The sequence below is a fragment of the Stenotrophomonas sp. CFBP 13724 genome, assembly GCF_014841975.1.
GTDB classification, from domain to species: domain Bacteria; phylum Pseudomonadota; class Gammaproteobacteria; order Xanthomonadales; family Xanthomonadaceae; genus Stenotrophomonas; species Stenotrophomonas lacuserhaii.
Genome location: NZ_JACYUW010000001.1, coordinates 1,667,520 through 1,690,714, shown reverse-complemented (window position 1 = coordinate 1,690,714; position 23,195 = coordinate 1,667,520). Strand labels below are relative to the sequence as shown.

Sequence of the window (23,195 nt, the reverse complement as noted above, 5' to 3'; positions counted from 1 at the left end):
GCGTCCCCGCGCCCAGATTCCTCGCCGCACTGCGGCGCTGACGGAAGCAACAGACGATGAGCAACGCGCAACACTGGATCGCCCGCAAGGGCCGGCCCCTGCAGGGCAGCCTGGTCATCCCGGGCGACAAATCGGTTTCCCATCGCGCGGTGATGTTCGCCGCGCTGGCCGATGGCACCTCCACCATCGATGGCTTCCTGGAAGGCGAGGACACCCGTGCCACCGCGCGCATCTTCAGCCAGATGGGCGCGCGCATGGAAACCCCGTCGCCGTCGCGGCGCGTGGTGCACGGCGTGGGCATCGATGGCCTGCAGGCCCCGAAGGGCGAACTGGACTGCGGCAACGCCGGTACCGGCATGCGCCTGATTGCCGGTGTGCTGGCCGGGCAGGCGTTCGACAGCGTGCTGATCGGTGATGAGTCGCTGTCACGCCGCCCGATGCGCCGGGTCACTGGCCCGTTGGCCCAGATGGGCGCACGCATCGATACCCAGGCCGACGGCACCCCGCCGCTGCACGTGCACGGTGGCCAGCCACTGAAGGGCATCGCGTTCGCCTCGCCGGTGGCCAGCGCGCAGGTCAAGTCCGCGGTGCTGCTTGCCGGGCTGTACGCCGATGGCGAGACCTCCGTGGTCGAACCACATCCCACCCGCGACTACACCGAACGCATGCTCGCCGCGTTCGGCGTGGAGATCGACTACTCACCCGGCAAGGCCCGCCTGCGCGGCGGCCAGCGCCTGCGTGCCACCGATATCGTGGTGCCGGCGGACTTCTCCTCGGCCGCGTTCTTCCTGGTGGCGGCCAGCATCATTCCCGGTTCCGAACTGCGCCTGCAGCAGGTCGGCCTGAATCCGCGACGCACCGGCCTGCTGCACGCACTGCGGCTGATGGGCGCGGACATCACCGAAGAGAACCCGGCCGAGCAGGGCGGTGAACCGGTGGCCGACCTGCTGGTGCGTCATGCCCCGTTGAAGGGCGCACGGATTCCCGAGGCGCTGGTGCCGGACATGATCGACGAGTTCCCGGCGTTGTTCGTGGCGGCCGCTGCGGCCGAAGGCCAGACCGTAGTGACCGGTGCGGCCGAACTGCGGGTCAAGGAATCCGACCGCCTGGCCGCGATGGCCACCGGCCTGCGCACGCTGGGCGTGCAGGTGGACGAAACCGAAGACGGCGCCACCATCCACGGCGGCGCCGTACTGGGCAGCGGCACGATTGAAAGCCACGGCGACCACCGCATCGCGATGGCCTTTGCCATTGCTGGCCAGCTGACCGATGGCGAAGTACGGATCAATGACGTGGCGAACGTAGCGACCTCGTTCCCCGGCTTTGACAGCCTCGCTGGTGGCGCAGGCTTCGGCCTGAGCGCCGCGTAGACCAGGTAGTGACGGCCGCTGGCCGTCATGCCCTTGCTCTGGTGGGTGACGACTGTTGGTCGTCACGCTGTCGCTCCATCACCGCTGCGCTCGCCGAGCATGGCTCGGCGCTACCAGGTGTCGGTTCTCCGGACGCGCACAAAAAATGCCGGCCCAATCAGGCCGGCATCTTTATTTCACACCCTCACTGCACTCAACGCCCGGTACGGAAATCCACCGGCACGTTGACCACGCTGGCAATCGCACGGCCATTCTGCATCGCCGGCTCGAACTTCCAGTCACGCACGGTGGTCAGCACCGCACGATCCAGCTCGCGGTCGCGCTGGCCGGTACGCGAGACGATGCTCGCCTCGGTCACGCTGCCACTCGGGGCCACCTTCAGGCTGGCCACCACGCTGCCCTGCACGCCATTGCGCAGTGCGCTCGGCGGATACGACGGCTTGGCATTGCTGGTCAGCGGACGCGCCTCACGGTTACGCACGGCCGGGGCTGCACGCTGCTGGGTCGGGGCCGGGGTAGCGCGTGGCGTGGTGGCCGGCGCATTGGCAACCGGTGTGCCGGTGGCCGGCAGCATCCGCTCGCCAATCGGCGCCGGGGCGACTTCGGTGTTGGACGTACGCAGCCACACCAGCGCGGCGGCGAACATCGCCACGATCAGCGCCATCCACAACAACGGAGACGGGCGGCGGCGTTCGTGGGCAAGGTCGGCATCGGCCTGGTGGCGCGGCGAGGCCGGCATTTCCGGAGCATGGGTCGCACTCATGTTTGATCTCCTGCACTTGTCGTTTCCGACGACGCCCAAAGTCTTGCCTCTAACGCAGGCGCGGGTGTAAGCGTCACGTCAATGCAAAGCACGGAGTTCAGGTTCGGGTGCGGGGACCGTTCAGCGACGCAGCGCGTGCGTGATCAACGGCCAGGCGTGAAATCGAACGGAACCTCGATGGTGCCCGGCACGGCCTGGCCATTGCTCATCGCCGGGGTGAACTTCCAGCGGCGCACGGCTTCGGTGGCCGCACGGTCCAGGTCGCGCGACCCGCTGCGCTGCACCAGCGCCACCCCATACGGGCGGCCGGTGGCATCCACTTCCACGCGCAGCACCACCGAACCGGACTCGCCACGGCGCAGTGCGGCAGGCGGGTAGCTCGGCGGCGGCGACTGACCGGCGATCGGCATTGGGCGGTCGTTGGCCACCGGACCGGCGGTGGTCGTTGCGGTACCTGGGGCCGGCATACCTTCGGCCATCGGCGCGGGTGCCGGCGCGGTTTCCACCAAGGTCGGGGTTTCTTCCGGCGGCGGGGCAGGGCGCGCGTCGGGCATGTCGCTGGAACCGGCCGCGGCGGCCAGCGGCTCGGGTAGCGGCTCGACCTCGGCCACTTCCTGCGGTGTCTTAGCGGCCGGTTCGGCCTGGAAGAAGCCCTTGTCGCGGCTGCTCAACCACACCACCACGAAAAGCAGCAGCCCGACCGCGAACGCGATGCCGGCGATCTTCAAGGCGTTGCGGGGAATCTGCAGGGTGATGGACTTGCCGGATGAGGTGCGGGTAGCAGGCATGACGCAAACCAATACGGGACCGGGCGATTCTGGCACAGCCGCGATGAACCGTCCGGCAGAAATCCGCATAACAGGCGATAATCCGGTTCCTGAACCACAACCACCGACCGCCGCCATGCTCGATCCAGCCCTGCTCCGCAACCAGCCCGCCGACCTCGCCGAACGCCTGCGCACCAGTCGCGGCTTCGAGCTGGACGTGTCCGCGCTGGAGTCGCTGGAAGCAGACCGCAAGCGCATCCAGGTGCGCACCCAGGAACTGCAGAGCCTGCGCAACAGCCGCTCCAAGGCCATCGGCCAGGCCAAGGCCAAGGGCGAAGACGTGGCTGCAATCATGGCCGAAGTGGCTGCGTTCGCCGACGAACTGAAGGCATCGGAAGTCACCCTGGACGAACTGCGCGAGAAGATCGACGCGGTCGCGATGATAATCCCGAACCTGCCGGCCGACGACGTGCCGGCCGGCGCTGACGAAAGTGAAAACGTGGAACAGTCGCGCTGGGGCACCCCGCGCCAGTTCGATTTCAAGGTGCTGGACCACGTGGAGCTGGGCGCCCGCAACAAATGGCTGGACGGCGAAACCGCGGCCAAGCTGTCCGGTTCGCGCTTCACCGTGCTGCGCGGCCCGATCGCGCGCCTGCACCGCGCCCTGGCCCAGTTCATGCTCGACCTGCACAGCGGCGAGCACGAATACCAGGAAACCAACGTGCCGGTGATCGTCAACGCCGACAGCCTGTATGGCACCGGCCAGCTGCCGAAGTTCGAAGAGGACATGTTCATCACCCACCTGGGTGATCAGAAGCGTTACCTGATTTCGACCTCGGAAATCTCGCTGACCAATATCGTGCGCGATGAAATCGTTGACGCCGAGCGCCTGCCGCTGCGCATGACCGCCCACTCGCTGTGCTTCCGTTCCGAAGCGGGCAGCGGCGGCCGCGACGTGCGCGGCATGATCCGCCAGCACCAGTTCGAGAAAGTGGAGCTGGTCACCGCCTGCCGCCCGGAAGACAGCGATGCCGAGCACCAGCGCATGACCCGCTGCGCCGAAGTGGTGCTGGAAAAGCTGGGCCTGCCGTACCGCAAGGTGCTGCTGTGCACCGGCGACATGGGGTTCTCCGCAGTGAAGACCTACGACCTGGAAGTGTGGCTGCCCTCGCAGGAGACCTATCGCGAGATCAGCTCGTGCTCCAACACCGGTGACTTCCAGGCCCGCCGCATGCAGGCCCGCTGGCGCAACCCCACCACGGGTAAGCCCGAGCTGCTGCACACCCTCAACGGCTCCGGCGTAGCGGTGGGCCGCGCGATGATCGCGGTGATGGAGAACTACCAGAACGAAGACGGCAGCATTACCGTCCCGGACGTCCTGCGCCCGTACATGGGTGGCATGGAAACCATCGGCTGAGAGCGGTAGTGACGGCGGCCGGCCGTCAGCTCCCGCCTTGGTAGTGACGGCCGCCGGCCGTCAGCAGCTGCTCTGGTGGGTGACGACTGTCAGTCGTCACGCTTGCGCTCCTGCTGCTTTGTACGGGGTCAGAGTCCTTTTCTGCGAAAAGGAGTCTGACCCCATCGCCACGACCCCATCGCGTGCACAAAAAAGAACGGCCCCGCAAAAGCAGGGCCGCCGGGTCGGGCTGGAACGGGGGAGGGGATCTTCCAGCCCACGGCTACCGGCCGACGACGAGCCCGCCAGCAACCGTCTTGAACGCTTTCCTCAGGCCTCGGCGAATTCCGCTTCCGGCAGGCTCGCCAGCGCGGCCGCAATCGCTTCTTCGCGGTGCTTCGGCGAATACGCGATGCCCTCGGCACGCACGAATTCCACCTCGGTGATGCCCATGAAAGCGAACATCTGGCGCAGGTAGGGCTCCTGGAAGTCCGCCGGCGAATCGACATAGATGCCGCCGCGGCTGCTGGCGATGATCACCCGCTTGCCACCGGCCAAGCCCACCGGGCCCGCTTCGGTGTACTTGAAGGTCTTGCCAGCCACGGCCACGCGGTCGATCCAAGCCTTCAGCGTGGACGGAATGCTGAAGTTGTACATCGGCGCACCGATGACCACGACATCCGCCGCCAGGAACTGCGCCATGACGTTTTCAGCGTCCGCCACCTCGGCCGCGTCCGCGCCGGCCAGCGAACTGCCGCGCAGGTGGGGGATCGGATTGGCATCCAGATCACGGTAGGACACGTCGAGGGATTCGACCGAATCCTTGAAACGGGCGACCACGGCCGCCGACAGCTGGCGGGAGACCGAGTTGTCGCCGAGCGCGCTGGCGTCGATGTGAAGAAGCTTCATGGCAGTCACCTGATGTTTGTGGGGGTGGGCAGCCGTGCTGCCGACGGAGCAAACGATAGGTTGTTGCCAATCTGGGATAAAGATGGTTGAATGCCACGTATTGTTCTAGATATGGAACTGCAGCATGCAAGACCTCAACGATCTCTACTACTTCGCCATGGTCGTGGACCATGGTGGTTTTGCCGCAGCCGAACGCGCGCTGGGCATCCCCAAGTCCCGCCTGAGCCGCCGCATCAGCCAGCTGGAGACGGATCTGGGCGTCCGCCTGCTGCAGCGCTCCACGCGCCGTTTCGCAGTTACCGACGTGGGAACCAGCGTACACCGACACGCGCAGACCATGCTGGCCGAAGCCCAGGCCGCGCGCGAAGTGGTAGACCGCCTGAGCGCCGAGCCACGCGGCCTGGTGCGTGCCAGCGTGCCGGTATCGCTGGCGCAGATGCAGCTGCCCAAACTGCTGCCGAAGTTCCTGGAGCAGTACCCCAAGGTGCGGCTGCAGTTGAACATCAGCAACCGCCGTGTGGACATCATCAACGAAGGCTACGACGTCGCCCTGCGCGTGCGTTCGCGGCTGGATGATGATGGCAGCCTGGTGATGCGCAGCTTCGGCCAGGTGCAGGAACTGCTGGTGGCCAGCCCGAAATACCTGGACCGCGCCGGCCGCCCCAAGGACCCGGACGAACTGACCAACCATGTCACCCTGAGCATCAGCGAAGACGAAGCCCGCCAGCGCTGGGAGCTGCACGGCCCGGAAGGCGCGGTACGCCGCGTGGACCTGCAGCCGCGCGTGGCCGGCTTTGATTTCCCGCTGCTGCAGAGCATGGTCAAGGACGGTTTCGGCATCACCATGCTGCCGGAAACCGTCTGCGCCGATGCCGTACGCAAGGGCGAACTGGAAGTGGTGCTGCCGGACTGGTCGCTGCCGCAGGGCATCTGCCATGCCGTGTTCGCCTCGCGCCGCGGCCTGCTGCCGGCCGTGCGCGTGTTCATCGACTTCCTGGCCGAGCACCTGCCGCCGCAGCTGGAGGCCTCGCGCCTGGATTGCGGTGGCGCCTGCGAACGGGCCAAGGAGAAGATCAAGGCCACGGCCCTGGGCGCGCTGGCCGTAGACGCCGGCTGACGCAACACGCCGGCAAGCTCTGGTAGCGCCGAGCCATGCTCGGCGTAAACCCTCACCGCCCGCGCTACTGGGACGCGCCCAACCATGGGCAAACGCCCCCGACGCATGCGAGAATACGCCTCCCCGGACAGCCTCCGGGACTGCAGCACATCGGAGAGATGGCCGAGCGGTTTAAGGCACCGGTCTTGAAAACCGGCGAAGGGTCAAACCTTCCGTGGGTTCGAATCCCACTCTCTCCGCCAGATACACAAGACGCCCCGAAAGGGGCTTTTTGCGTATCTGGCGGAGAGAGTGGGCTGGCAGAAGCCGCGCGGGTTCGACGGATTCGCCTGGAGCGAATCCGGACAGCCGACTGGCTGGCCCTCGGCCGCTTGCGGACGAGGGTGAGGTGCATGGATGCACCTCACAATCCCACTCGGGAAATCCGAAGATCAGACGCCCCGAAAGGGGCGTTTTACGTATCTGGCGGAGGGAGTGGGCTGGCAGAAGCCACGCGGGTTCGACGGATTCGCCTGGAGCGAATCCGGACAGCCGAATGGCTGGCCCTCGGCCGCTTGCGGACGAGGGTGAGGTGCATGGATGCACCTCACAATCCCACTCGGGAAATCCGAAGATCAGACGCCCCGAAAGGGGCGTTTTGCGTATCTGGCGGAGAGAGTGAGGTGGCAGAAGCTGCGTGGGTTGGACAAATTCGCTTAGAGCGAATCCGGATAGCCGAATGGCCGGCCCTAAAGCGCAGCTCGGAAGGGTTGGGTGCATGGATACACTCGACACTCCCACCCAGGAAATCCAAAGTTCATGAAGCCCCGAAAGGGGCTTTCTTCATACGCTGTAATCACCCTTGAACCCCGGCCCCAGCTCCAGCCCATGCCCCTTGAGCATGGTCTGGATCAACGCCCGCACCTGCTCCTTCTCCGCCTGCCCGCACTGCTCCAGGATCTCTTCCGCCAGCACCTCAAACTGGGGCCAGAACTGCGCCGGATGGCGCACCCGCGCCACCCAGTGAGGCAGCATTTTCGCCAGCGCATCAAGCTGCACCTGCACTTCTGGCCGCAGGCTCATCCCGAGGATGAACCCAGGTCGAGCGTGACGTGGTAGCAATGTCCGTCGCCGCGGAGCCGGACGGTGAGGTCCGGCTGCAAAACGCCATCCACATGCAGCGTAGGCGCACCCTGCGCAGTACGGGTCACCACGAACTCATACAGGCTGCGCCCGAAGCGGTAACTCAATTCGAATGACGGCCAGTGATCGGGCAGGCAAGGTTCAAGCGAAAGACGATCGCCGTCGCGACGGATGCCGAGCAGGGACTCTATCAGCAGGCGATACATCCACCCGGCCGACCCGGTGTACCACGTCCAACCGCCTCGTCCGACATGCGGCGACACGGCGTACACATCGGCCGCCAGCACATAGGGTTCAACGCGGTAGGTCTGGACCGCCGCGGCGTCCAGCGCGTGGTTCAGGGGGTTGATCATGCCGGCCAGCTCCCACGCGCGCACCGCATCGCCCTGCTGTGCGAATGCCATCGCCGCCCACACTGCCGCGTGGGTGTACTGGCCGCCATTCTCGCGAACGCCCGGTACGTAACCCCGAATGTAGCCGGGGTCCTCGGTAGTCTGGTCGAAGGGCGGGTCGAGCAGCTGGATCAGCTTGGCGTCCTTTCGCACCAGATGCGTGTACAGCGAATCCAGGGCCTGGCGGGCACGCTCGGGCGCGGCCACGCCCGACAGCACCGACCAGCTCTGGGAGATCGAATCGATGCGGCATTCCTGGTTCTGTGACGAGCCCAACGGGGCGCCGTTGTCGAACCAGGCGCGGCGATACCACGCGCCGTCCCAGGCATGCTGTTCCAGGTTGTGGCGCAGGCGTTCGGCCTGTTCTTCGCACCATTGCGCACGGGAGGCATCGCCACGGGCGTTGGCCAGCCCGATGAAGCGGCGAAGCGTGTCATGCAGGAAGAAGCCGAGCCACACGCTTTCACCGCGCTGCTGGTCGCCGACGCGGTTCATGCCATCGTTCCAGTCGCCGCTGCCCATCAACGGAAGCCCACGTTCGCCGAGCAACCGGCACCCGCGCTCCAGCGCGACGACGCAGTGCGCATACAGTGTGTCGCGCTGTGCCGAAAGGGTAGGCATGTCGTAATAGCCTTCCTCTTCGGCTGTCACCGCGCGCCCCTCGATGAAGCCGACCACCTCATCCAGCACGCTGGCGTCGCCGGTGACCTCCAGGTAGCGGCATGCGCCCTGGGGCAGCCACAGGTAATCGTCCGAGCAGCGGGTGCGCACGCCGCGACCCTGCGGCGGGTGCCACCAGTGCATCACATCGCCTTCGGTGAACTGGTGTGCCGCGCAGAGCAGCAGGTGTTCGCGGGTCAGGTCCGGGCGCGCGTGTACCAAAGCGAGCGCGTCCTGCAGCTGGTCACGGAAGCCGAACGCGCCGCCGGACTGGTAGTAGCCACTGCGTGCCAGGTAGCGGCAACCCAGGGTCTGGTAGACCAGCCAGCCATTGGCCAGTGCGTCGAACGCGGGATCCGGCGTGCGTACCTGCACCGTGGCCAGTACGTTGCGCCAGTGGATGCGCACGGCGTCCAGCGCATCGATGGCTTCCTGATTGCCCTGGCGGCTGCGTGCCAACGCCAGCGTTTCCTCGCGGTCGCGCCCCGCGCCAAGGCGGAACGTGGTTTCACTGCGCTCGCCCGGCGCCAGCTCCAGCGGCACCTGGATCGCCGCACAGGGATCCAGGCCGGCGCCGGCCCGTGCATCCAGACGCTCGCGACGCAACGCCGCAGGTGCGTGCAGTCCACCGTTGCGGCCGATGAACTCCAGGCGGTCACAGGTCCAGCCACGGCCCTCGGCATCGGTGTCGAAGAAGGCCATCCGGCCGCCGAACTCGGTGCTGTAACTGTTGCGCGCCAGCAGCGCCCCGGTCTGCGGGTCGCGTTCGGTAACCACGTGCATGCGCGACTTCGGGCGCAGGTCACCCATGACCCACTCAACATAGCCGATGGCCGACAGCCGCCGTGGCCGGCCCGAGAGGTTGTGCAACCGCAGGACCGAGAACTTCAGCGGCGCGGTGACATCGACGAAGATCCACAACTCGCTGGCGATGCCGTCTTCGATATGCTCGTACACCGTGTAGCCGAAGCCGTGGCGGGCACGGTACGCACCGGTGCCCCGGCATGGCAGCGGCATCGGCGACCAGACTCGGCCGCTGTCCTCGTCGCGCACGTAGAAGGCTTCGCCGCCCGTGTCGGACACCGGATCGTTGAGCCAGGGCGTCAAGCGGAATTCGTGTGCATTTTCGAACCATGTGTAGCCCGGTGCGCTCTCGCTGACGACCGTGCCCAGGCGGGCGTTCGCGATCACGTTCGCCCACGGTGCCGGGGTCGGGGCACCTTCGCGCAGCACCACGACGTATTCGCGGCCGTCCTCGGTGAAACTGCCGGTGCCGTTGTCGAACCGGCCGACGCCGCGGTACGGAAGGAAAGGCCACGGGTCGTCCACCTCTTCGTCGTGCTCGACGCCCGGGGGCAGCCCGGGTTCGGGGCCCGCATCGGCGACGACGGGGAGCCTGGGCGTCGCGTCCATCGCCAGTGCCAGCTCCTGCTGCTCCGCCTGCGGCACCAAGGCTGGAATGCGGCGGACAGGCAGCGGCTGGCGCCCCACCTGCGCGGCCAGCGTGCCGTCCTCGTCGCTGATCACCGCCCGTGCCACCGCCTGCAGCAGAATGCGGTCCTCATGACTCATGTTCTGCACCGGCCGCACGAAAATGCCGCCGGGGCGATCGAGCAGGCCCGTCTCTGAACTGGCGGCCACCATCCCCAGGATCTGGTCCTGCAGTTCCTGCCGATAGCCGGCCTTGCTGTCGTTCCAGATCACCAGATCGGTGTTGAGTCCCTTCTGGCGCCAATACGCGTGCGCCTGCACCAGTTGCCTTACCAGTTCCACGTTCTCCGCATCGGTGACCTTGAGCAGGACGATCGGCAAATCGCCCGAGATGGCATGGCCCCACAGCCCGGATTGCCCTCGCTGGTTCTGCTGCAGGACGGCGTCGCCTACGCGCAGCAGCGGATTGGCATACAGCACGTGGCTGGCCAGGCGCTCGTACAGCGAGGCCTCGGCCTGGCTGGCGTTGATCTGGCGGCGCACCACCTGGCTGTGCGTCCAGGCCAGGTCGAAGACACGGTCGGCCAGCCGGCGATCACGGTATTTGTCTACCAAGGCCTCGCAACCGGGGCGGTCGGCGCCGATGCCGAACACCATGTCCAGCTGCACGGTCTGCTCGGGCTGAAGTACCACGCGGACGCGGATCGCCACGATCGGGTCGAGCACCGAACCGTCCGTTCCGGAGAGCTCGGCATCGGTGGTCAGCGCCTGCGGCGTCCGCGGCGTGTTGCCACGCCCGAGGAAGCGCGCACGGTCGGTTTCATAGGAGATCGCCACCACCGCAGCGTCATGCACCGCGACCAGATGGAACATCCACGGTGGCACCTCGTCGTGCGAACGGGGCCGGCGCGTGCACAGTACGGCCTGCTTGGCGGCCAGGATCTCGCTCTGCACGAAGAGATTGCTGAAGGCCGGGTGCGCGTCGTCGGATGCGGCGGGCGCCAACACCACTTCGGCATAGGTGGTGATCTCCACCGTGCGCTGGCGGCGCCCGCGGTTGGTCAGGCGCAGGCGCCGCAGCTCGATGTCGTCCTCGGCGGAGATGGCGACCTGCAGATGGCTCTCGCAGCCACGGCGCGCACCGCGGAACTCTGCCTTGGCGTCTGAGAAGATCGCTTCATAATTGTCCACCGGCACGCAGGTGGGCTGGTAGGCGGCCGACCAGAACTCGCCGCTGTCCACGTCGCGCAGGTAACAGAACGACCCCCAGGCATCGGTGGTGCCGTCTTCGCGCCAGCGGGTGAGCGACAGGTCGCCGTGGCGGCTGTAACCGCCGCCGGCATGGGTCAGCATGCCGTGGTAGCGCCCGTTGGAGAGCAGCTGCACTTCCGGGCGCGGGCCACCCGGGTCGCGCAGGACGCGCAGGGAGGTCTCGTGCTCGGCCATGGCGGAGTGCTCGCCCAGGGCTTCGACTTCATGCGGATGGAACAGGCCGATGCGCGGGATGCGTTCCTGCAGCAGCAGCAAGGTGGCCTGGAACTCGGTATCGGCAACGAAACGGCGCTGCATCGGCTGGTCACGCAGCAGGTAATCCAGCGACAGCAGGCCCATGCCCTGGTGGTGGGCCATGAACGAACGCAACAGAACGTGATCCTGCCCCGGCGGCACCCGGGCGGGGGTGTAGTCGATCGCTTCGTACATGCCAAAGCGCCCGGAGAACCCAAGCTCTTCGAGTGCCTGGAGGTTCTGGCACGCCGCCTCCGGCGCCACCATCAACGCCATCATGCTGGCATAGGGCGCGATCACCCGATCCTGGCCCAAGCCGCGCTTGAGACCCAATCCGGGCACGCCGAACGCGCGGTACTGGTAGTTCAGGCGGGCATCCACCGCGTTATAGCCGGACTCGGACACGCCCCACGGCAGGTTCAAGGTGCGGCCGTAGACGATCTGCGCCTCCACCGCATGCCGCGCGGTCTGGTCGAGCAGCGTGTCGGGATAGCTGGGCATCACCAGCTGCGGCATGAGGTACTCGAACATGGAGCCACTCCATGACAACAGCGTCGGCGTGCCGTTGACCTCGGTGAGCATCCGGCCGAGCGCGAACCAGCTCTCCTGCGACAGCTGCCCCTGGGCAATGGCGACGAAGGCGCACAGCCGCGCTTCGGAGGCCAGCAGGTCGTAGAAGCTGTTGTCGAGGCGGTGGTCGTCGACGTTGTAACCGATCGAGAGCAGGTTGCGTGTACGGTAGAACAGGAACCCGTATTCCATCAGCGAGAACTGCCCGGCGCGGTGCGCCAGCGCCTGCAGCCGCTCGATGCGCGCGCGCGCGTCCGCACCGGCGGAACCGGGCAGGGCGGCCAACTGGCGCAGGCTGGGCACCGGTGCCTCGCCGTCCACGGCGGCATCGGCAGGCAGGTCGGCGAGTGTCGCGTGGGCGGCATGGCATTCGGCAGCGAACAGGGCCGGCCAGTGCAGCTCACCTTCCTCAGGCGCTGGCGGTGCCGGCCACTGCGCCAGCACGGCGTCGGCCAGTGCGGCCAGCTCCTGCAACCGGGCGAGCAGCTGTGCCGCCCCACTCGGGTGGTCCGTACGCGTTGCCGCCAGACGCTGGCGAAGGTGGTTGAGCGCCTCGCCCAGTAGTGCGTCAGCGGGGCGATGGCGTTGCCGTTCCTCTTCCAGCACACCGAGCGTATCGGCCAGGCCGTCGAACGTGTGTGGCGCCAGTACCGGCGCGTCCACCAGCGCGAGCAGACCCTGCCGCAGGGTAAGCAGGTGGCCGGCCAGGTTGCCGCTGTCCACAGTGGACACGTAGCGCGGCTGCAGCGGTGCCAGGGTTTCGGTGTCGTACCAGTTCAGAAAGTGGCCGCGGTGACGCGGCAGCTGGTCCAGCGTATCGAAGGTGAGCGCGGTACGTTCGGCGACCGCGCCCAGCTGCAGCCAGCCGAAATCCCACGCAGACAGATTGGCCAGCAGGGACAGGCCGATGTTGGTCGGCGAGGTGCGCCGCGCCACCACCAGGGTTGGATGTTCCTGGATGTTGTCCGGTGGCAGCCAGTGATCCTGCTCGCGCACCCACGCCTGGAAGAACGACCAGGTGCGCCGCCCCAGCCGGCCCAGGAACGCACGCTGTGTCACCGAAAGTTCGGCCACGCTTGCAGCCGGTGGCCGGCCGAGCCACGCCATCAACGCGGGGGCGAAAGTCCACGCCAACAGCAGCGGCAGGGCGACAGGCAGTGCCTGCAGATGCACGCTTGCCACGACCGCCGCCAGCGCAACCGCCAGCAACGATGCCGGCGCCATCACCCGCCATTCCGCGCTGCGGTCACCGCCGAGGCGGCGCTCGACTTCGCTGGAGGGGTTCCATTGCAGCAGGTGGCGGCGGGTGACGGTCATGCGCCAGAGCGTGCGCAGCACCGCGCCACCGGCCAGCAACGCTTCGTAAGGCAGACACGCAACCTGGGTGGCCGCGCGCAGCAACGACTGCAGCGTGCCACGCCCGACCATCATGTAGTGCGCTTCCAGCGGGGTGTCGTCCGGAACGCTCAGCGCATCGCGCAGCATGCCGATCAGCGGCGGCGCGAACCACAGCGCCAGCACCCACGCCGTCCACGCAGCCGGGCGTTCGGCATACAGCCAACCCGCCACCAGCAAGGCCAAGGCAGCGATCGGCACCAGGCTCCGGCGCAGGTTGTCCAGCAACTTGCCGCGCGAGAGCAGGCTGAGCCGGTTGCGTTCCCATCCCGACCCCGGGCGCGGTGTCCACGGCATCAACCAGGGCAACAGTTGCCAGTCGCCGCGTATCCAGCGCGCACGGCGCTTGGCATCGGCGGCGTAGCGCTCTGGATAGTCCTCGTACAGGCGCACATCGCTGACCAGGCCGGCGCGCGCATAGCAGCCTTCCAGCAGATCATGGCTGAGGATGCGGTTCTCGGGCAGGCGGCCCTCGAGCGCATGCTCAAACGCCTCTACGTCATAGATGCCTTTGCCCACGAATGAGCCTTCGTCGAACAGGTCCTGGTAGACATCCGAGACCATGCGCGAGTACGGATCGATGCCGGGCTCGCTGCCGAACATCCTGGCAAACCGCGAGGTGCGTCGCGTGCCCAGACTGGTGCCGACGCTGGGCTGCAGGATGCCGTAGCCCTCCACCACGCGTTGCAGGGCCGGATCGAAGCGCGGGCGGTTGAGCGGGTGCGCCAGGGTGGCGACGAAGGCGCGTGCAGCATCCCGCGGAAGTTGCGTGTCCGAATCCAGGGTGATGACGTAGCGGACGCCGATCAGGGCCGCCACATCACCGACGGTCTGCATGAACGCGGTCGCATTGCCCAGGCGGAGCAGGGCATTGAGCGCTGCCAGCTTGCCGCGCTTGCGCTCGTGTCCCATCCATACCCCTTCGCCGGGGTTCCATTGCCTGGGGCGGTGCAGCAGGTAAAAACGATCACCGCGCTCTGGAGCGTAGCGTGTGTTCAGTTCCTCGATCCGCTCCACGGCGTGCGCAAGCAGGGTGTCGTCCAGCGGCGCCGTAGCATCGGCGGCATCGAGAAAGTCCGTCAGCAGCACGAAGCGCAGCTGGGGATCGCGGTTGGCCAGGAAGCGCACTTCCAGCGCTTCGGTGAGGACATCGATGCCGTCGATGCTGGACAGCATCGAGGGGACTGCGACCACGGTAGAACAGGCGGCCGGAATACCTTCACTGAAATCGAGCTTGGGGAGCGGCCTGGGCGTCACCAGCACCGTTGCGGTCCAGTTCACCAGCACGATGCCCAGCTCGCTGAACACCAGCAGCCCGAGCAGCGCGGCCAGCCAGGCCGGCGCCGCACCACTGCCGCTGGCCAGCAGGCCACCGGTGGCCAGCACCGCGAGCAGGGTGATCGGCAGCAGGTACAGCGACAGCGGTACGCGATGCGCCAGTCGCGGTGCCTTGCGGTGGCGCGGTGCAACCTCGGCCACCGCGTCGATGGTAGCGTTCACGCCATCGCCGACCAGCCAGTAGCCCACGTGCGTGCGTGCCCCGTCGAGCGGCGCAGCCCGCGCCAGGTCCAGCGCGATGGTCGCCACGCGTTCCTCCGCCACGCGACTACCGCGGGCGATCTTTTCCACGACATGGCGATAGGCGTCGCGGGTGCCGAAATCCATCTGCGCATAGACGCCCATGGGGTCGTCGCGCAGCCGCTGTTCGACCACGCTCATATCTTCGACAAAGGTGCGCCAATCCATCGTGGAGAGAAAGCGCAGGCTGCCGATGCTGTTGCCGATGGAGACCTGGTCGGCCGCCTGCTGCTGCCCCTCGGCGGCGACCAGTTCCTCGATGCGCTGGCCCGCTGCGGCTGCCCACTGTTCCAGCCAGGCGACGGGCGTGGCCCATGCGCCGCCGCGCCCTTGCAGCGAGCGGGTCAGCTCGGCGATGAAGGCGCCGGTCAGAGGTGGCTCGGATCGCGCCATGTCGGCCACCACCAGGACCACATCGGTAGGGGTGTCGGAGGCCGCGCGATTGAGGTTGTCCGCCCACTGCGCAGCCAGGCCGCGGTCGGTTCCGTCGCGCATCACCCGCGCCGCCATGCGCCGCAGATTCTCCAGCAGGGCCAGCCGCAGCATGATGGGAACGGCCCACAGTTCGCCCAGGCTTAGCGGCGCGAGCGACTGGTAGGCGGTGATGAAGCGGCCCAGGGTGTCGGCGTCGATGCGGCCATCGCCATGCGCGATGGCCTGCATCGACAGGTCATACACGCGCGGCAGTCCGGCCGAAGGGCCAGCGGCAAGCGAAGGCAACTGCCGGCTGTAACCACGCGGCAGGTGGCGTCGCGCGGTCTGGATCTGTTCTTCGATCAGGTAGTAGTTGTCGAGCAGCCATTCCCCGGCCGGGGTCACCGGCCGCTGTTCGCGCACCACGTTGCTGAGCAGCGTGTTGGCGTCTTCCAATACACGTTCATTGGCCTGCAGGCGGCCGAGAAGGCGCTCTGCACCGGGTCGCATCCGCACGCGATGCTGGCGCGCAAGCGCGCGGCCATACACCTCCATCTGTTCAACGCTGTACAGCGCGGCACGCAGTGGGACCTCGGCGGCTTCGATGGCCGGGACTGAGGCTTGGCGCTCACGCCAGCGCCAACGGACCAGACGACGCAGACGGAGCCAACGACCTAGAAGACGGCGAAAGTGGGGCATAGATTACCCATGAGGCAGGTCGCGATATGCATAGTTGCATTGAGGGTGCCGTGGTGGCTGTGAAGGCCGGTAGCCGGAACGCGTGCATGGCTTACCCGGCAGGCACCCTCTGTCCGCTCCAGCGGGGTGCATCAATAGCGGACGACCACGTCGGCTTCGGATGTGGCAACCTCGAACCCGCAGGCTCAGCAACCCCACAGGCGCCCTCACATGGAAACCTTGATGACCCCGGACGGCCGTTACCTCATCGTCCGAGGGCGACTATGGCGAGCCAGCAATCCTGACCTGGATGAGCAACGCAGAGACGAGTTGGTCCATGCGCTGATGGATGCACGGCGGGCCGTCAAGGCGGCCAAGGCCTCGGCAGATGAGAAGGCACTTGCCGCTGCGCGGCAGGCAGTAAACACCGCCAAGGTCGGTCTGGGCGAACGAGGCCCCGTGTGGTGGACCGACGGTTCCCCCGACCTCAACCGGCGGATGATCAGCAACACACCGTACGCCGACTGGTTCAACAGCGTGAGCGTGTGACCGACTACGATGCGGCTCGCATGGTGCCAGTGCGTTCGCTGTCACAGGACAGGAACGGCATTATTCCGCACCCGTCGATACAGCTCGCAGTCTGAATCTCGCTGGTAACCTTGAAGTCATGCCTTCATCTGCCGCTCAAGCCCGTCGATCAAGCCACGCATCTGAGTATCTGTATCCCGACCACCTGCGGGAGGTAGCCGCAGCGCTGCCCCGCCTGCCAGGGGTTTATACGTTTCACGGTGTCGAAGGTGGCTTGCCTCTCTATATCGGCAAGAGCATTAATGTTCGAACCCGTGTGATGGATCATCTGCGCACGCGCGAAGAAGCTGCGCTGCTGCGGCAAAGCCGAAGCATCAGCTGCGTACGAACGGCGGGCGACCTGGGCGCCCGGCTGCTGGAGGCGCAACTGGTCAAGCGCCAGATGCCGCTCTACAACCGGCTGCTGCGGAAACTTCCTCGGCAGTTCAGCCTGCGGCTTTATCGCGGCGAGGTTTCAGTGGTCAACTCGGCCGAGTATGAGCTCGCCAGCGCTCCGATGCTCTATGGACTGTTTTCCAGCGAACGATCAGCGTTGGAATCGCTCAGGCGCGTCGCCGACGATCAGGCATTGTGCTACTCGCTGCTGGGTCTGGAGCGCTTGCCCAAGGGGCGCCCGTGTTTCCGTTCCATGCTGCGCCAATGCCTTGGCGCCTGCTGCGGAAAGGAGACACCCGCAGAGCATGAGCTGCGCCTGCGTGCTGCGCTTGCGCATCTGGAGGTCACCGCGTGGCCTTACGGCGGCCGCATCGCGATCGAGGAAGCCGGCGAAGATATGACCCAGTTTCATGTTGTAGACAACTGGGCCTACCACGGCAGTGCGCCGACGCTTGCCAAAGCGCGGCGTATCAAACCAGCTGCCGAGCACTTCGACCGTGACTCCTACAAGATTCTCCGGCATGCGCTGGACCGTGGCACAGCGGTTGTCCATCTGCTTTCCTGAAGCTCTCAGGTCGCGCACGCATCATGGCTGGCGGCGCCATCTACAAGGACGCCAAACCTTCCCCTCGCCGAGCCACCCCAGGCGAGCGCCCCATAACCCGCTTGTAAGCGCGACTGAAGGCCGCCTGCGACGCGTACCCAAGACGCTCTGCCACCACCTCTATCGACAGCCTTTGGTCGCTCAACCATTGACTCGCCAACTGCATTCGCAGCTCAGTCACATACCGCAGCGGCGCCGTTCCAATGACGGCCTGGAAACGGTCTGCAAATACAGAACGTGAGATGTTTGATTCTGCAGCCAGCGCTTCGACGGTCCAAGCGCGCCCAGGGTTTCGGTGCAGGGCAAGCAACGACAGCGATAGCCGAGGGTCGCGCATGGCCATGACCAATCCGGATGCGCCTTCGCAACCACGTTCCACCCAGTCACGCACGATCATGGCGGCTACTGCATCCGCCAGCCGTGCGAGTATTCCAGCATATCCAATACGTCCTGAGCACACCTCGCGCTTCATCGCATCGACCATCGGCAACAGCCCAGGAAACTGAGCGGCGTTGCCATCGGCCCGCATCACAGCTGGCATCAACTTGCTCAACCCTTGCATGCCGCCGAGATCGAACACCATGCACCCATGGAAGAGCACAGCGCTCGGCACGGCATGCGTGCTCGGGCATGTGTCGATGCCGCTCACCGCGTCACCCAGTGGGGCCGCATCTATCGTTTCCAGACACTGGACCGGAAGGTCCTCGCCAGACAACAGCGAGTGGCCTTCGCCGCAGGGAATGAGCACCACATCCCCGGCGGATAGAAGGTGTTGGCTGCCATCCGCGCCGCGAAGAATCGCATTGCCTACCGCCAGGTAGTGGAAGTAGGCATGCCCTGGCTTCGGGGGAAATCCAAGCCCGAAGGTTGGCCCGGTCTGGATGCGTCGGTAGTGGACACCCTGTATCCGCATGCCGGTCAGCAGCTCGCTGATCAGGTCGGTGGGCTGGGGTAGGGCGTGGCTCACCGAGAGGGTCAGGGGTTTCGATCAAAAATACAGGTCGCACAATCATAGATCATCCTGACTGGGCTTCCTAGACTCTCGGCTGCACGATTGCACTGGGATATTTGATGAGTAACGACGTAGTGGATACCGCAGGCGCGCCTGACGCTGTGGAATGGGGTAATAGTGAGCCGGCTCAGTCGGCCTGGGTGGCCGTGTTTTCGCTGGCTATGGGGGTCTTTGGACTGCTCTCGGCCGAATATCTGCCTGCCAGCCTGTTGACGCCGATGGCGGCGGATCTGGGTGTGTCCGAGGCACTGGCCGGTCAGGCCGTGACGGTCACTGCCGTGGTCGCCCTGTTCGCCGGCCTGCTGGTGCCTCGGTTGACTCGTTCCATCGACAGGCGCGTGGTGCTGCTGGGTTTCACGGGCTTGATGATCCTCTCCAACGCCTTGGTGGCGCTGTCTTCCAGCATGGGCGTCCTGCTGGTGATGCGTGTCCTGCTAGGCATCGCGTTGGGCGGTTTCTGGAGCATGGCAGCGGCCGTCGCCATGCGCTTGGTGCCGCCACAGCGCGTGCCGCGCGCGCTTTCAATCATCTTCAGCGGCATCGCGGTCGGCACGGTGGTCTCGGTTCCTTTGGGCAGCTATCTGGGAGGGTTGTTGGGCTGGCGCAGCGCCTTCTGGGCGGCGACGGCGGTAGGTGGCCTCACCTTTGCATTCCAGTGGTTCACGTTGCCCCGAATGGCCCCGCGCAAGTCGGCAGTCCCGGAGTCGGTGGTGGGGCTACTGCGCCGGCCGGGCATCGCGGTCGGGATGCTGGGCTGTGTCCTGGCGCACACCGGTCAATACTCGCTTTTTACCTATATCCGCCCCACGTTGGAGAGCCTGGGGCAGATGAGCGCTGACAGCCTGGCGCTGATCCTGCTCGGATTCGGTGTGGCGAACTTTATCGGCACGCTACTGGCCGGCTGGCTCATGGAGCGCAGTCTGAAAGTCACGTTGGTGATCATGCCTGCCTTGGTTGGCGTGGCCGCTCTCGGCATGCTGCTGTTGCCGGTGGGCGTTGGCGGGCTGTCGATCCTTGTCGCCCTTTGGGGCTTGGCCTTCGGTGGCGTGCCCGTTGCCTGGTCGAGCTGGGTCGCGCGCGCGGTGCCCGACCAGGCCGAGAGTGCCGGTGGGATGGTCGTCGCCGCTGTGCAGTCCTCCATCGCGGCGGGGGCGGCGCTGGGCGGCCTGGTGTTCGGGTTGGGCGGCATCGTGGCCGTGCTCATCGTCGCCGCGGCCGTGATGCTGCTCGCCAGCCTGCTCATTGCGTTGCGAGTCAAGGTACGTTCGCGGACGCTCTCAGCGGGTCCGACGTTTCATATCTAGCCGTTTCGCAGGGGAGCCAGGCGGTGCCGCAGGGCGCCGGCCGCGGCCGCGATAGCCATGGAAGGCACCGCCAGCACCAGCGCGTATATCAGTCCGGCCAGCAACAACGGGCCAAAGCCCGACACCACGGCCACCACCGGCACCTGCAGCGCCATGAGCAACAGCCCCCACAGCCACGCGTGCCTGGGAAAGCAGGCGCCCAGGACTGCGGCAATGCCCAGTGCGATGGGATAGACCACAGTCCAGAACGCGGGCGCGTCCCAAGGCTCGGCGCCCGGAGTTCGCCAGGCCACCAGCACCCAGAACACCACGCCGACTTTCAGCGTTACCGCACTTGCTGCAAGCAAACTACCCGTCATCCGCATCGTTGGTCCCCCGCACGAATGCGCAGCATGCCACTGTCGCCGTTGACGGCGTATGACCAGTGACGCCATCAGGATGCCGGGCGCACCCGCTCCGCAACCACGTGTCGACGCATCGATTTCCGTCTCCATCCCTGAGACCAGCCCAACCTATCCTCCAGCCCCATGGACGCCGCCCACCAGACCCTTACCCCAATGCCAGACGACTTCCGCTGGAAGCCGCGCTGCCACCTCGACACGCTCCCCACCGGGCTCTTCCTCCACGGCGAGATCGTAGCCAGCATGCACCAGCGAATCGACGGCGCATGGTTGGCTCGTCTCCATGCGGACGATGGCCTGGATACCCCGCTGGTAATGCGCCGCTGCACCTCCTTCGATGCCGGCCGCAAAGGCTGCGAACTATGGGCCCTGCGCCACGAACGTGCGCTGCGCCGCAAAGTGGCGATAAAGCTTCAATGGATCCAGGACAACGTGGTGCTGAGAGGCAGGGGCGGGCCGTTGGACCCTCAGGATGTGGCTTCTTCTCATTGATCGACGTCGGCTCCGTTTCAAGCAGCGATCCGTCCGTAGCCAAGTGTAATGTCATAACGTTACAATCGAGCGTCGGCCCGCTGGGGTGACGGGGCACATGCGGCGCCCCTCCGACAGGTCGACCGCACGCCACTCTTTGCGAAACGCCCATGCCACCAAGCACCCTACCTTTGCTCCCGGAACGCCACGCAGGTGGCCGCCGGACCGATTGCCTCGTCACGACCCTGCTTGCCTTTACCGTTTCGCTCGCCTGCCAGGCACAGGCTGCGGACAGCCCATCCGATGTCAGCGTTTCCGAGTTCGATACGGTCCGGGTGAAAGCCAAGCGGGAGGGGACGACGGAAGGAAGCGGCTCGTATACATCGCCTCTGGTGACGTGGGGCGGCAAGGCGCCGGTGCGGATTCTGGATGTGCCCAACTCGGTCAGCGTCATCACGCGCCAGCGTATTGAAGACCAGAATCTGGTCACCGTGGAAAGCGCGCTGCGCGAAGTCACCGGCATCACGGTTACACCGTGGGATGGCGCCACCAGCCAGATCCGCTCCCGTGGCTATAACCTGGAAGCTTCTTACGATGGCATCCCCGCCTACGGCGCGTTGTCGGCGTTCCAGCAGTTCGATCTGGCCGTCTATGACAGGGTGGAAGTACTGCGCGGCCCCGGCGGTATCTTCCAGGGTTCGAGCCAGCCGGGCGGGGTGGCGAACTTCGTTCGGAAACGAGGCAGGGACGTGTTCGGTGGTGCTGTGGCGCTGTCTGCAGGTTCCTGGTCGAATCATCGAGGCGAGATCGATGTTGGCGGACCCTTGAATGCTGCCGGCACGTTGCGCAGCCGGGCGGTCATTTCCAGCCAGGACCGCGAGTACTTTTACAGAAAGGCCGACTCCAGCAAGCAGCTTTTCTACGGAACGCTGGATTTCGACCTCACCCCGGACACGACCGTATCGCTGTCGGCCACGCAACAGTCCGATGACGTCATGCCGTACATGGGACAGCCGGCGTCCACCGATCAACGTTTTCTGGATGTTCCGCGCTCGTTCTATGCCTACCCGAGTTGGGTGATCCAGCGCTGGGACAAGCAGTCGTTCGCGCTTGACCTGGAGCACGCGTTCCAGAACGACTGGGCCCTGAAGGCGCGCGCGAGCCGGCAGCGCCTGGATTGGTTCTACAAGGACAGCTATCCCACCAGCGGAGTCGCTCCCGGTACCGGTACGGTGGCCAGCTACGCGCGCCGCCAGAGCGACAATGATGAAGTCAGGCAGGGCGTGGATGTGTTCGCATCCGGTCCCTTCCTGTTGCTGGGGCGCGAACACCACGCGACGGTGGGGGCGAACGTGGAAGAGTACGAGAGTACCAGTCGATATGGTCAAGGCACTCCGGTCAGGAACGTGCCGGTAGCCACGCCAGACGTCGTAGAAAACCTGCCGATCGCGCCGACCTCCGGGTACAACTCAATCACGCGCCAAAGCGGCCTTTATGCACAACTTCGCTTGTCGTTGACCGATCGGCTGACAGGCGTGGCCGGTGGCCGTTGGAGCAACTTCGACGTCAAAAGCAGGAGTGTTGCTCCGCAACCGCTGAGTGCGTGGGCGGCGGGTGCCGATGCGGACGGTGAGTTCACGCCCTATGCGGGTCTGGTCCTTCATTTCACCAACGATCTGACTGCCTATGCGAGTTACGCAGATACCTTCATACCCCAGACACAGCGAAAGGTGTCGGGTGAAGCCATTGATCCACGCGTAGGCAAGCAGATGGAGATCGGCACCAAAGCGAGTCTGCGCGGTGGGGCGCTGAACGTGGCAGCATCCGCGTTCCGTACCCGCGACGTGAACCGTTCCTACCCCGACACCGCCAACCCCGGCTTCTTCCTGCAGGCCGGAGAGGTGGAGGTCAAGGGCTGGGAAGTGGAGGCCAGCGGCAGTCCGCTGCCCAACCTGGACCTGACGGCGGGCTATACCCGTCTGATGACTCGGTATGTCCGCCATCAGTCACTCCAGGAAGGCTCACCATTTGCATTGTTCGAGCCCGACCACACGGTGAAACTGTTCGCCAACTACCGCATCGAGTCCGGGCTGCTGCGCGGTGTGTCATTCGGCGGCGGGGCGCATGCTTCCAGCGGCATCCTTGGATCCGGCGTCGCAGGCGTGCGCGAGCAGAAGGGCTACGCGGTGGCGAGCCTGCAGGCCGGTTACCGCTTCACGGAAGAGCTGCGGATGACCGTTGCGGTGAACAATCTGTTTGATCGCCGCTACTACGAGCGCGTTGGCGCACTGAACACCTACAACACGCCCGGCGAACCCCGGAACGTGATGGTGACACTGCGTTCCCGGTTCTGATCGGGAAGGACGACCAGG

The 23,195-nt window shown here is 66.0% G+C and carries 15 protein-coding genes and 1 tRNA gene; 9 read left to right on the top strand and 7 right to left on the bottom strand.

Going from position 1 to position 23,195, the window contains the following annotated elements; genetic code table 11:
- Positions 1 to 56 precede the first annotated feature (56 nt).
- Complete coding sequence (gene aroA / locus IFT63_RS07380; RefSeq protein WP_192083686.1) at positions 57 to 1,370, top strand: 3-phosphoshikimate 1-carboxyvinyltransferase; 1,314 nt, start codon at positions 57 to 59, stop codon at positions 1,368 to 1,370.
- A 193-nt stretch (positions 1,371 to 1,563) separates the two neighbouring features.
- On the opposite strand, the gene IFT63_RS07375 is transcribed toward aroA, so the two are convergent.
- Together IFT63_RS07375 and IFT63_RS07370 are read right to left on the bottom strand one after the other, a co-directional pair.
- Positions 1,564 to 2,133, bottom strand: coding sequence for an energy transducer TonB (locus tag IFT63_RS07375; protein WP_192083685.1), 570 nt, complete (start codon positions 2,131 to 2,133; stop codon positions 1,564 to 1,566).
- Positions 2,134 to 2,276: 143 nt separating this feature from the next.
- Positions 2,277 to 2,921 (bottom strand): energy transducer TonB, encoded by a 645-nt coding sequence (locus IFT63_RS07370; RefSeq protein ID WP_192083684.1) that lies wholly within the window; start codon positions 2,919 to 2,921, stop codon positions 2,277 to 2,279.
- Between the two features lie 115 nt (positions 2,922 to 3,036).
- Between IFT63_RS07370 and serS the strand changes: the two genes are divergently transcribed.
- Complete coding sequence (gene serS / locus IFT63_RS07365; protein WP_192083683.1) at positions 3,037 to 4,317, top strand: serine--tRNA ligase; 1,281 nt, start codon at positions 3,037 to 3,039, stop codon at positions 4,315 to 4,317.
- Positions 4,318 to 4,626: 309 nt separating this feature from the next.
- On the opposite strand, the gene IFT63_RS07360 is transcribed toward serS, so the two are convergent.
- Entirely contained in the window at positions 4,627 to 5,205 is a 579-nt protein-coding gene (locus IFT63_RS07360; RefSeq protein WP_042612552.1) for an NAD(P)H-dependent oxidoreductase, read from the bottom strand.
- 109 nt (positions 5,206 to 5,314) lie between these two features.
- On the opposite strand from IFT63_RS07360, the gene IFT63_RS07355 reads away from it, so the two are divergent.
- Both IFT63_RS07355 and IFT63_RS07350 read left to right on the top strand, forming a co-directional pair.
- The gene (locus tag IFT63_RS07355) at positions 5,315 to 6,322 is read left to right on the top strand and encodes a LysR substrate-binding domain-containing protein (RefSeq protein ID WP_101099119.1); all 1,008 of its coding nucleotides are present in this window, start codon (positions 5,315 to 5,317) and stop codon (positions 6,320 to 6,322) included.
- 152 nt (positions 6,323 to 6,474) lie between these two features.
- Positions 6,475 to 6,564: transfer RNA gene (locus tag IFT63_RS07350), tRNA-Ser, on the top strand.
- A 580-nt stretch (positions 6,565 to 7,144) separates the two neighbouring features.
- Here the strand turns inward: IFT63_RS07350 and IFT63_RS07345 are convergent.
- Both IFT63_RS07345 and IFT63_RS07340 read right to left on the bottom strand, forming a co-directional pair.
- Entirely contained in the window at positions 7,145 to 7,360 is a 216-nt protein-coding gene (locus IFT63_RS07345; RefSeq protein ID WP_192083682.1) for a hypothetical protein, read from the bottom strand.
- Between the two features lie 20 nt (positions 7,361 to 7,380).
- Positions 7,381 to 15,900: a glucoamylase family protein gene (locus IFT63_RS07340; RefSeq protein WP_342450471.1), complete on the bottom strand. Its 8,520-nt coding sequence runs from the start codon at positions 15,898 to 15,900 to the stop codon at positions 7,381 to 7,383.
- A 399-nt stretch (positions 15,901 to 16,299) separates the two neighbouring features.
- Here IFT63_RS07340 and IFT63_RS07335 point away from each other — a divergent pair, with 399 nt between their 5' ends.
- Both IFT63_RS07335 and cho read left to right on the top strand, forming a co-directional pair.
- Entirely contained in the window at positions 16,300 to 16,617 is a 318-nt protein-coding gene (locus IFT63_RS07335; protein ID WP_192083680.1) for a hypothetical protein, read from the top strand.
- A 118-nt stretch (positions 16,618 to 16,735) separates the two neighbouring features.
- The gene (gene cho, locus IFT63_RS07330) at positions 16,736 to 17,596 is read left to right on the top strand and encodes an excinuclease Cho (RefSeq protein ID WP_192083679.1); all 861 of its coding nucleotides are present in this window, start codon (positions 16,736 to 16,738) and stop codon (positions 17,594 to 17,596) included.
- 40 nt (positions 17,597 to 17,636) lie between these two features.
- Here the strand turns inward: cho and IFT63_RS07325 are convergent, their stop codons facing one another.
- On the bottom strand, positions 17,637 to 18,602 hold the full coding sequence (locus tag IFT63_RS07325; RefSeq protein ID WP_042612558.1) for an AraC family transcriptional regulator: 966 nt from the start codon (positions 18,600 to 18,602) through the stop codon (positions 17,637 to 17,639).
- 104 nt (positions 18,603 to 18,706) lie between these two features.
- On the opposite strand from IFT63_RS07325, the gene IFT63_RS07320 reads away from it, so the two are divergent.
- Entirely contained in the window at positions 18,707 to 19,951 is a 1,245-nt protein-coding gene (locus IFT63_RS07320) for an MFS transporter (protein WP_192083678.1), read from the top strand.
- Here IFT63_RS07320 and IFT63_RS07315 read toward each other — a convergent pair.
- On the bottom strand, positions 19,948 to 20,445 hold the full coding sequence (locus tag IFT63_RS07315) for a hypothetical protein (RefSeq protein WP_192083677.1): 498 nt from the start codon (positions 20,443 to 20,445) through the stop codon (positions 19,948 to 19,950). The genes IFT63_RS07320 and IFT63_RS07315 overlap by 4 nt on opposite strands.
- A 33-nt stretch (positions 20,446 to 20,478) precedes the next feature.
- Here IFT63_RS07315 and IFT63_RS07310 point away from each other — a divergent pair, with 33 nt between their 5' ends.
- Entirely contained in the window at positions 20,479 to 20,844 is a 366-nt protein-coding gene (locus tag IFT63_RS07310; protein WP_192083676.1) for a hypothetical protein, read from the top strand.
- A 149-nt stretch (positions 20,845 to 20,993) separates the two neighbouring features.
- Positions 20,994 to 23,177, top strand: coding sequence for a TonB-dependent siderophore receptor (locus IFT63_RS07305; protein WP_192083675.1), 2,184 nt, complete (start codon positions 20,994 to 20,996; stop codon positions 23,175 to 23,177).
- The last annotated feature ends 18 nt before the right edge of the window (positions 23,178 to 23,195 follow it).

Excerpts from the sequence above, each read along its gene's own strand:
- aroA (WP_192083686.1), top strand. The coding sequence starts at position 57 with ATGAGCAACGCGCAACACTGGATCGCCCGCAAGGGCCGGCCCCTGCAG.
- IFT63_RS07375 (WP_192083685.1), bottom strand. The coding sequence starts at position 2,133 with ATGAGTGCGACCCATGCTCCGGAAATGCCGGCCTCGCCGCGCCACCAG.
- IFT63_RS07370 (WP_192083684.1), bottom strand. The coding sequence starts at position 2,921 with ATGCCTGCTACCCGCACCTCATCCGGCAAGTCCATCACCCTGCAGATT.
- serS (WP_192083683.1), top strand. The coding sequence starts at position 3,037 with ATGCTCGATCCAGCCCTGCTCCGCAACCAGCCCGCCGACCTCGCCGAA.
- IFT63_RS07360 (WP_042612552.1), bottom strand. The coding sequence starts at position 5,205 with ATGAAGCTTCTTCACATCGACGCCAGCGCGCTCGGCGACAACTCGGTC.
- IFT63_RS07340 (WP_342450471.1), bottom strand. The coding sequence starts at position 15,900 with ATGCGACCCGGTGCAGAGCGCCTTCTCGGCCGCCTGCAGGCCAATGAA.
- IFT63_RS07335 (WP_192083680.1), top strand. The coding sequence starts at position 16,300 with ATGGAAACCTTGATGACCCCGGACGGCCGTTACCTCATCGTCCGAGGG.
- cho (WP_192083679.1), top strand. The coding sequence starts at position 16,736 with ATGCCTTCATCTGCCGCTCAAGCCCGTCGATCAAGCCACGCATCTGAG.
- IFT63_RS07320 (WP_192083678.1), top strand. The coding sequence starts at position 18,707 with ATGAGTAACGACGTAGTGGATACCGCAGGCGCGCCTGACGCTGTGGAA.
- IFT63_RS07315 (WP_192083677.1), bottom strand. The coding sequence starts at position 20,445 with ATGGAGACGGAAATCGATGCGTCGACACGTGGTTGCGGAGCGGGTGCG.
- IFT63_RS07310 (WP_192083676.1), top strand. The coding sequence starts at position 20,479 with ATGGACGCCGCCCACCAGACCCTTACCCCAATGCCAGACGACTTCCGC.
- IFT63_RS07305 (WP_192083675.1), top strand. The coding sequence starts at position 20,994 with ATGCCACCAAGCACCCTACCTTTGCTCCCGGAACGCCACGCAGGTGGC.